The organism is Curtobacterium sp. NPDC089185, assembly GCF_040685235.1.
Classification (GTDB): Bacteria; Actinomycetota; Actinomycetes; order Actinomycetales; family Microbacteriaceae; genus Curtobacterium; species Curtobacterium citri.
In genome coordinates this window covers 1-8,810 of record NZ_JBFBHK010000032.1, presented here as the reverse complement: position 1 = coordinate 8,810, position 8,810 = coordinate 1, and the positions used below count along the sequence as shown (strand labels likewise).

General features: G+C 74.2%; 9 protein-coding genes. 3 read left to right on the top strand and 6 right to left on the bottom strand.

Features of this window, described 5'->3' with window-relative positions:
• Positions 1 to 444: 444 nt before the first annotated feature.
• The 5 genes from rlmN to AB0N84_RS16200 all read right to left on the bottom strand — a co-directional run bounded on the left by rlmN (position 445) and on the right by AB0N84_RS16200 (position 5,142).
• A complete protein-coding gene (gene rlmN, locus AB0N84_RS16220; protein WP_069713634.1) occupies positions 445 to 1,677 on the bottom strand; it encodes a 23S rRNA (adenine(2503)-C(2))-methyltransferase RlmN in 1,233 nt (410 codons plus the stop codon).
• A gap of 134 nt (positions 1,678 to 1,811) precedes the next feature.
• A complete protein-coding gene (locus tag AB0N84_RS16215; protein WP_289460076.1) occupies positions 1,812 to 2,621 on the bottom strand; it encodes a C40 family peptidase in 810 nt (269 codons plus the stop codon).
• A 296-nt stretch (positions 2,622 to 2,917) separates the two neighbouring features.
• Positions 2,918 to 3,793: an alpha/beta hydrolase gene (locus AB0N84_RS16210; protein WP_289460075.1), complete on the bottom strand. Its 876-nt coding sequence runs from the start codon at positions 3,791 to 3,793 to the stop codon at positions 2,918 to 2,920.
• A gap of 9 nt (positions 3,794 to 3,802) precedes the next feature.
• Entirely contained in the window at positions 3,803 to 4,978 is a 1,176-nt protein-coding gene (locus AB0N84_RS16205; protein ID WP_363548205.1) for a helix-turn-helix transcriptional regulator, read from the bottom strand.
• The gene (locus AB0N84_RS16200) at positions 4,975 to 5,142 is read right to left on the bottom strand and encodes a hypothetical protein (protein ID WP_182048080.1); all 168 of its coding nucleotides are present in this window, start codon (positions 5,140 to 5,142) and stop codon (positions 4,975 to 4,977) included. The genes AB0N84_RS16205 and AB0N84_RS16200 overlap by 4 nt, the downstream gene beginning before the upstream one ends.
• 362 nt (positions 5,143 to 5,504) lie before the next feature.
• On the opposite strand from AB0N84_RS16200, the gene AB0N84_RS16195 reads away from it, so the two are divergent.
• Together AB0N84_RS16195 and AB0N84_RS16190 are read left to right on the top strand one after the other, a co-directional pair.
• On the top strand, positions 5,505 to 6,227 hold the full coding sequence (locus tag AB0N84_RS16195; RefSeq protein ID WP_363548202.1) for a methyltransferase domain-containing protein: 723 nt from the start codon (positions 5,505 to 5,507) through the stop codon (positions 6,225 to 6,227).
• Positions 6,228 to 6,271: 44 nt separating this feature from the next.
• The gene (locus tag AB0N84_RS16190) at positions 6,272 to 6,469 is read left to right on the top strand and encodes a hypothetical protein (RefSeq protein WP_363548199.1); all 198 of its coding nucleotides are present in this window, start codon (positions 6,272 to 6,274) and stop codon (positions 6,467 to 6,469) included.
• Between the two features lie 71 nt (positions 6,470 to 6,540).
• Here AB0N84_RS16190 and AB0N84_RS16185 read toward each other — a convergent pair whose 3' ends face one another.
• Positions 6,541 to 8,034, bottom strand: coding sequence for a GAF domain-containing serine/threonine-protein kinase (locus AB0N84_RS16185; protein ID WP_363548196.1), 1,494 nt, complete (start codon positions 8,032 to 8,034; stop codon positions 6,541 to 6,543).
• A 112-nt stretch (positions 8,035 to 8,146) separates the two neighbouring features.
• Between AB0N84_RS16185 and AB0N84_RS16180 the strand changes: the two genes are divergently transcribed.
• Positions 8,147 to 8,650 carry a tetratricopeptide repeat protein gene (locus tag AB0N84_RS16180; protein WP_363548193.1) on the top strand — a complete coding sequence of 168 codons (504 nt, stop codon included), beginning with the start codon at positions 8,147 to 8,149 and terminating at the stop codon, positions 8,648 to 8,650.
• The last annotated feature ends 160 nt before the right edge of the window (positions 8,651 to 8,810 follow it).

Genomic DNA, 8,810 nt, shown 5'->3' with positions numbered 1-8,810 from the left:
CCGTACCTCCACAAGTGAAGGCAACGGGGTCAATAAATTGGCATTGACAATGTGCACGCTGTTGAGTTCTCAAGGACCAGACGCACCCCCCACTCCGACCGCAGAACACGATCATCATCAGAGGGGCTGGAAATTCGCTGCCCGGGCGAGACTCGGAGACGACCTTCCGGCCGATCCGTTCTCCGCCTCAGCGGCAACGAGTGATTACTCTACACACGCTCCGGGGGTGCAGCGAACCGGGCCTTCGCCCGGGCGTGTCGTCCCCCGACTTCCCCGCGGACTCGCGGATGTCGGGGTACCTGCGCGCTTCACCGGGGCCGGGAACGACGGGAGGCGCGGTGCGAAACTCGCACCGCGCCTCCCGTCCGGAACGGACCATCCGGAACAGACCGTCCGGAACGGACGATCCGCCCCGGATCACCACCAGGCGATCCGACCGCTCGCCTACTCGGCCGCAGCCAGCTGACCGCAGGCGCCGTCGATCTCCTTGCCGCGGGTGTCGCGCAGCGTCGTCGGGACGCCGGCCGCGTTGAGCCGGCGGACGAACTCGTCCTGCACGTGGGGCTCCGACGAGGTCCAGACCGAACCGGGCGTCGGGTTGAGCGGGATCGGGTTGACGTGCACCCACCCCTTGCCCCGGGCGTTGAGCTTCTCCGCGAGCAGGTCCGCACGCCACGCGTGGTCGTTCATGTCCTTGATGAGGGCGTACTCGATGGAGACGCGACGACCGGTCTTCGCGTAGTACTCGTACGCGGCGTCGATCGCCTCGTCGGCCTTCCACCGCGAGTTGACCGGGATGAGCTCGTCGCGGAGCTCGTCGTCCGGCGCGTGCAGCGAGAGCGCGAAGGTGAGGGGGATGTCCTCGTCCGCGAGCTTCTTGATCGCGGGGACGAGCCCGACGGTCGACACCGTGATGCCGCGGGCGCTCATGCCGAGGCCGTGCGGCTGCGGGGCGACCATCGTGCGGACCGCCTCGATCACGCGCTTGTAGTTCGCGAGCGGCTCCCCCATGCCCATGAAGACGATGTTCGTGACGCGCTCGGCGTCGACGCGGTCCTGCCCACCCTTGCGCGGGTCACCCCCGAGCTCCCCGGCGGCGATCGCGGCGTTGGCGCGCACGATCTGCTCGATGATCTCGGCCGTCGACATGTTGCGCGTGAGCCCCGCCTGGCCGGTGGCGCAGAACGGGCAGTTCATCCCGCACCCGGCCTGCGACGACACGCAGAGCGTGATGCGGCCGGGGTAGCGCATGAGCACCGACTCGACGAGGGCGCCGTCGTGCAGCTTCCAGAGGAACTTGATCGTGTCGCCCTTGTCCGTCGCCAGGCGCCGGGTCTCGGTGAGGAGCGGCGGCAGCATGCCTGCGACGAGCTCCTCGCGCTGGGCGGCGGGCAGGTCGGTCATCGTCGCCGGGTCGGACGAGTAGTGCGTGAAGTAGTGCGTCGAGAGCTGCTTGGCGCGGAAGCCCGGCAGGCCGAGCTCCTTGACCTTCTCGACGCGCTCCTCGACCGTCAGGTCGGCGAGGTGCACGGGCGGCTTGCCGCGCTTCGGCGACGCGAACTGCAGGAGGGGTCGGCCCTCGGAGTCCTGCGCCTGGGTCCAGCCCTCGGTGCGCGGGCGCACCTGCGGACGAGCGGAGCGCTGCTCCTCGAACGGGGTGCGGGTCTCGGTGGCCATCACTCCAGTTTACGGGAGGTGCGCAACTCCCCGCGGACGCCGACGGAACGGCCCGCCGACGAGCGTGCGGGCGGGCAGCGGACGGGAGGCACGGCTCGACTCCCGAGGTCCGCCCCGGCGGGCGGACGGCCGGGTCACTCCCCCGCGGGCAGGAGGCGGGCGAAGTGGTGCGCGTTCGGGTACACCGGCACGATGTCGACGGGGTCGCCCGGGTGCGGGGCCTGCAGCACGATGCCGTCGCCGAGGAAGATCCCGACGTGGTCCTCGTCGTCGAACACCACCAGGTCACCCGGCTGCGCCTCGGACTCGGGGATGGTCGTGGCGACCGCGTCCTGCGACGGCACGTAGTGCACGAGCGGGATGCCGACGGCCGCGTACGCGACCATCGTCAGGCCGGAGCAGTCGATGCCCGCGTGGCTCGCACCGCCCTCGACGTAGGGGTCCCCCATGTACTGCAGCGCGGTCGAGACGATCGTGGCGCGCTTGCCACCCGCGGACAGGACCGCCGAGATGGCGTCCTCGGCCTGCTGCGTCGTGACGCCGTACTTGGTGACGATGGTCGGGTAGGACACGACGGTCGTCGTGGTGGTGATGCCGTCGGTCCGAACGACGGGGACCTCGACGTCGCGGGCGACGGTGAAGGACTGCGCGTCGTCCGCCGCGGTGGTCAGCGACGAGTCACGCGACCGGTCGTGCGACGAGGTCGCCGGGGCCGCGTCCGCCGGCAGGGCGAGCGTCAGGCTCGAGGTCACGGCGAGCGCCGGCGCGAGCAGGAGCGCCGCCCGCTTGGCGTTGACGGCCCGACGGACGTGGCGGGGGTCGGCGGCGCGCTCGGCCCGAAGGACGGCCGTCCGGGTCAGCACCGCGGAGCCGGCGACGGCGGTCGACGCGAGCGGGCGCGGCGTGGGACGGCGCACCGCGCGGGGGGCCGGAGCGCTCTCCATGCGGACCGCGCGGTCGGCGGTGGCGTCCGGGGCGGCACGACGACCACGGGGACGACGCAGCTCCGCGGGAACCGACGGTGTGGACGGCGACGACTCGGGTGCTGCCGGCTCAGGTGCTGCCGATCGGGCAGCGTCGGGGGCTGCGGGCAGGGCGTGACGTCCCATGGTTCCTTCCGGGTCGGCCGAACGACTCGGGAAGACAACGTATTGGTAACGGTCCGGTCACAGGCTGAGCAGTGCCCCCCGGTTCCTGCGGTTCGTCTCAGTCTCGAGTTCGTCTCAGTCTCGAGTTCGTCTCAGTCTCGCGCGAGGTGCTCGGCGGCCCGTTCCTGCACGGCCCGGGCGTCGTGGTGGTCCCACAGGGCGAAGTGCGTGCCGCCCGGCAGCGTCACGAGCTCGACGTCCGGCACGGCCGCCGCGGCACGGGAGCTGTGCCCGAACGGCACCTCGGTGTCGGCGTCGCCGTGCACGAGGAGCGTCGGCGCACGGACGGCACCGAGTTCCAGGTCGTCCACCGCCCCGAGCACCCGGACGTCGTTGTCCCACCCGGGCCGGAACGCGCCGCCCGCGTTCCCGCTGGTCGACAGGTCGAGCACGTCCCGGCGCCGGCGGAGGTCGTGCACGACCTCGGACACGTGGGCGGTCAGGGCGCGACCGTGCAGGGAGCTGACCCCCGCCTCGACGGTGCGGACGACGACGGACGGCAGCACGCGGGCGGCCGTTGCGGCCACCGCGGCACCGAAGGACGTGTGTGCGACGACCCACTCGGCGAGCGAGGGTCGCTCCGGCGCCCAGCGGCCGGAGAGCCCGGCGGCGACCACGAGCGAGCGGACCCGGTCGGGGTGGCGGACCGCGAAGCGGTAGGCGACGGGTCCGCCACCGGACCACGCGAGCACGGCGACGCGGTCGATGCCGGTGCGGTCGAGCAGGGCGGCGTAGCGGTCGGCCTCGTCGTCGAGCGACGACCGGCCCGGGACGAGCGGCGTGCCCGGGTACCCGGGCCGGGCGACGGTGACGACCCGGAAGCGGTCGGACGGCAGGAACCGTGCCATGGCGTCCGCCGCGGTGATGCCGCCCGGGGTGCCGTGCAGCACCAGGACCGGCGCGCCGGTGCCGCGAACGGCGACCGCGACGCTGTCCGCACCGGTGGCGGGCGACGTTCCGGGCTGCATCCCTGCACGCTACCCAGGTGACCTCGCACCGGACCGGGCGGGCGCGGTGGACGCGCCGTGCGCCTCCCGTCCGACCTGCGGATCCGGACAGGCCTGCGCATCCGGAGAGGCCTGCGCCTCCGGAGACACCCGCGGATCCGGACGGGCCGGCCGCTCGACCGCCGAGGCGACCGCGATCGTCCGGCGCTGGCCGCGGAGGGTCTCGCCCGGGTGCTCCCCGTAGAGCGCGGCGTAGGACCCCGAGAAGCGACCCATGTGCCGGAACCCGCACGAGTGCGCGACCTCCGCGACGGTGGTCTCACGGGCATCAGCGAGCTGCAGCGCGATCCGCGCCTTCGCCAGCCGGAGGTCGCGGAGGAAGTCGGTGGGGGTCGTGGCCTCCTGCCGCTGGAAGGTCTCCTGCAGGGTCCGGACGCTCATCTCGGCGGCCCCGGCGATCTCGGCCGCCGTGAGCGGTCGGAGGAAGTGCGCGTACATGTAGGCCTTAGCCCGGTCGAGGGCGGCGACCGGCACGTCCGGCAGCCCGCCGTCGGGTGCGGGGTGGAAGGCGTCGATGACCGCCTCGGCCACGACCAAGTCGAGCGCGGCGCGGGCACCGTCGGCGACGGAGACGTCGAGCATCGGGCCGGCGACCTCCCGGAGGGTCCGCTGCAGCGGTGCGAGCCGGACCGACGGCACGGAGACCGGGAAGGCGAGCGGGACCGGCGGTGCTGCTCCCCCGAGGACCGCGACCGCCTCGAGGAAGTCGGCGTGGAAGTGGACGAGGTGCACCGTGCCGGCCGGCGCGGACACCCGGAACGGGCGCCCGGCGGGGAGCATCACGGGGACCCCCGGTCGGAGGGTGACGCCGTCCTCGCGCTCGGGGTCCACGACGACGCCGCCGTCCGCCGACCACGCGAGCACGTACTGCCGCCCCGGCACGAGGATCCCCCGCATGTGCGCCGACGAGGACGCGGTCCGCAGGCTGACGCAGCCGTCACCGACCGAGCGGTACCGGAAGGCGAAGGCACCGTCGAGCGCGTCCGGACCGAACACGACGTCGCGCGCCCCGTAGACGCTCGCCGCGATGTCCCGCGCCTCGTCGGGGTCGGTGCCGCTGCGGACGACCTCGTGGACGGCGGTCCGCCGCGAGGCCCCGGGCGTGGAGTCGGCAGGCGGCGGGTCGGCAGGCGGGGCGACGGTCACGTGCGGTCACCGCGGCCCGGACCGCGCACCCGGGCGAGGTCGGCGAGCGACGGCGTGACCGCTCCGTCCGGCACCGCCCACCCGCGACGTGCGGCACGGCGGAGCGTGCGGTAGGTGGTCACCCGGACCTGCTGAACGCGGTGGTCGGACTCGTACGTCGACATGTCGTGCTCCCTGCATCACGACCGTCCTGCGTCCTGCCCGGTCCCGGGACCTCGGCGTCGGGTGTCCCGACCCGAGCAGCCCCGCGTGCCGCGGACACCGGACGATCTCGTCGTGTGCGCGACGGTACGCGCGGTGCGGGCGACGGAACGCGGGGCGTGTCCAGCGTCCGCGCAGATCGGACGGACCCGGACGGCACGGCGGCCGGACCGGGCGCTGCGGCGGTCGGTCGTGCGCGGCGGCGGACGGGAGGCGCGGGGCGGGCCGGTCGCGCGCCTCCCGTCCGCCCCGGGGTCGGTCCCGCCGTTTGCCGGTCCGGCAACGCACCTTGCGCGCGTCGCCGGGTCCGCGGTGCACTGGGCGGATGCAGGCACACGAGCACACGGGCACCGGGGACGCCGGGACGGCCCACGGCGGCGGCACGGTCGACACGGACGCCGTCGACGCAGGGACGACCGCCCGCGAGTGGTGGGAGGCCCGGTACGCCGCCGGGGACGGCATCTGGTCGGGTCGGGTGAACGCCGTGCTCGCGGAAGTGGCACCGACGCTGCCGCGCGGTGCCGGTCGGGCGCTGGACCTCGGCTGTGGGGAGGGTGGCGACGTGGTGTGGCTCGCCGAGCAGGGCTGGACCGCGACGGGCGTCGACCTGTCCGACACCGCCGTGGAGCGCGGACGTCGTGCCGCCGCGGCCGCCGGTGTCGGGGAGCGCACGTCCTTCGTGGCCGCAGACGTGGCCTCCTGGGCGCCCGACGGCGACGACCGGTTCGACCTGGTGACCGCGTCGTTCCTGCAGTCGTGGCCGGTCGAGATCCCCCGCGCCGCGATCCTGCACCGTGCCACCGGCCTCGTCGCCGAGGGCGGACACCTGCTCGTCACCGCCCACGCCGCACCGCCGCACGCCGACCTGCCCGAGGCGTTCCGCACCTACCGCTTCCCGTCGCCGGAGGAGGACCTCGCGTCGCTCCGGCTCGACGACGGCTGGGAGGTCGTGGTCGCCGAGGGCCGCCCGCGCAGCGCGACGGGTCCCGACGGGGAACGGCACGACACCGTCGACAGCGTGGTGCTGGTGCGACGCCGCACGATCTGACCCGACGTCGGTGCGCTCGGGCACGGTCGCGTAGCCTCGGTCCCGTGTTCCTGATCTTCGGTACCCGCGGTACCGACACCCTGCTCACGGTCGTGCAGTTCGTCTGCGGGGTGTGCGGCGTGCACGCGGCGCAGCGCGTGGTGCGGCGCACGACCAAGCTCAGCCTGTTCTTCGTGCCGCTCGTCCCGCTCTCCCGCTCTCCCGCTCCTACCGGAACGAGTGCGTCAACTGCGGGGCCGTGACCCGGCTCACCGCGGAGCAGGCCGAGCACGCCCAGGGGTGGTCGGCGGGACAGCCGGGGGTCTGATCCCGGTCAGTGCCGGCCGCTGTCGATGGGCAGCGAGTCGCTCGTCGTGCGCAGGGTCTCCTGCCGGAGCTCGAGCTGCGTGACGGCCAGCGCCGCGAGGTCGCGGAGGTTCGCCAGGTCGGCCTCGGTCGCCTCGCGGGGACGGACGTCGAGGACCGCCAGGGTGCCGACCGCGGTGCCGTCGTGCCGGAGCATCGGCACGCTCACGTAGAAGCGGATGCCGAGCGGGCCGGTCACGAGCGGGCTCTGCCGCATCTCCGGGTGGACGGAGCCGTCCGGGATCACGACGGGCACGGGCACCGGTGCGAAGCCGTTCCGGAAGCTGATGTTCCGTGCGGCCTCGTCGACGCCGTCGGCGATCCAGGAGTGCGACCACTCGCGGTCCTCGTCGAGCACGTCGACCAGGGCGATCGGCGCGTCGAAGAGCCGGGCGGCCATCGCGACGGTGCGCTGGAGGGACTCCTCGGGCAGCGTGTCGAGGGTGGCGGGCCGACTGCTGTCGACCGTGCCGGTGCCGGTGCCGGTGCCGGTCGCGGTGCCCGTGCCCGTGCGGCTGCCGGCCGTGTCCGGCGTGGACGGACCGGCGGGCTCGGCGACCGCCGGGCCCGCAGAGCCGGACGTCGCCTCGTCCGCGGTCTCGGCGATGAGGACGTCCCGGAGCATCGCGACCAGCTGGCCGCCGAGCGGTCGTGCCGACGGGTCCTGCGCGGTCATCGCCCGGAGCAGGTGCTTCCACCGCTCGGGCAACGGCTCCGGCACGACCGGGTCGCGGGAGAGCCGCGCGATCGCGGACTCCACCAGCGACCCCGGGAACTCCCGACGGCGGGTGAAGCACTGGAGCAGCACGAGGCCGAGCGAGTAGACGTCGCTCGCCGGGCCGACGTCCGCGCCGCGGGCCTGCTCGGGGCTGAGGTACGCGGCCGTGCCGGTCGTCACCCCGTCCGCGGTCAGCCGCTCGACCCCGGCGGCCAGGGCGATCCCGAAGTCGGTCAGCCGGGCCCGCGCACGCTCCGAGCCGTTGCCGTAGTCGACGAGCAGGATGTTCGACGGCTTGATGTCCCGGTGCACGACGCCGTGGGCGTGGATGTAGTCGAGCGCCTCGGCCATGTCGTAGCCGATCTCGGCGATGTGCCGCGAGGCGAGCGGCCCCACCGAGAGCCGGGCCTCGAGGTCCTGGCCGAGGATGAGCGACATCACGATGAACCGCTGCGACCCGCCGTCCGCACCCGTGACCACGCCGGCGTCGAGCAGGCCGACGAGGTTGTGGTGTTCGAGGGCCGCGAGCACGCCGAGCTCGCTCTCCTGCCGGGCGATGTCGACCGAGCCCGGGTGGAAGAGCTTCACGGCGACCGGTCGGTGCAGGACCTCGTCGGTGGCGCGGTAGACCACCGACATCCCGCCCTGTCCGATGGCGCCCTCGATGCGGTACCGGCCGTCGAGGAGCGGCGCGGCGTCGTCGTCGTGTCCCATGCGTTCCTCGTCGTCGGTGTCGGCAGGCAACGATGCATCTTCGCATCCCGGTGGCCACACCGTCCGCCGCGCCACGTTCGGTGGACCGAACGCGTCGGCGGGGACCCCGAGCGACCACCGGCCCGCCGGTAGCGTGGTCGGCATGCACACGCACGGTGAGACGGCCTGGGAGGACCGCGTCGCAGCACTCCGGGACGACACGGCGGTCGGGGACGACGAACGGATCGCCCGCATGCGCGACCTCGCCTCGGTCGCTCCGCACCCGGCGCTCGGTGCCTTCGAGCTCGGAGGCGCCTTCGACTCCGGTGGCCGCGAGGCCGACGCACACGAGCGCTACGCGGCGGCGACGGCAGCGGGACTCGCGACGGTCGATCCCGACCGAGCAGCGCGCATGGTCGTGCAGCACGCGTCCACGCTCCGCAACCTCGGGCGGGTGGACGAGGCCATCGCCATGCTGCGGGACGCACCGAACCACCCGTCGACGGGTGCAGCTCCCCGTGTGTTCCTGGCGCTCGCGCTGCACAGCGCCGGCCGCGTCGACGAGGCACTGCGGGTGGCGATCGAGGCCGTCGAGCCGACACTCCCCCGGTACAACCGATCGGTGCGGGCCTACGCGGCCGCGCTCACGGACACACGCTCCCGCTGACCGACGGGACCGAACGACGGACGGGAGGCGCGGGGGGCCCCGGGCCCCCCCCCCCCCCCCCGGGGGGGGGGGGGGCCCGGGGCGGCGCCCCCCGGGGGAGCGCGGCCGCCACCCCCAGGGCCACCCGCAGCAACGCGCGGGGGGGCGGGACCGCCCAAAG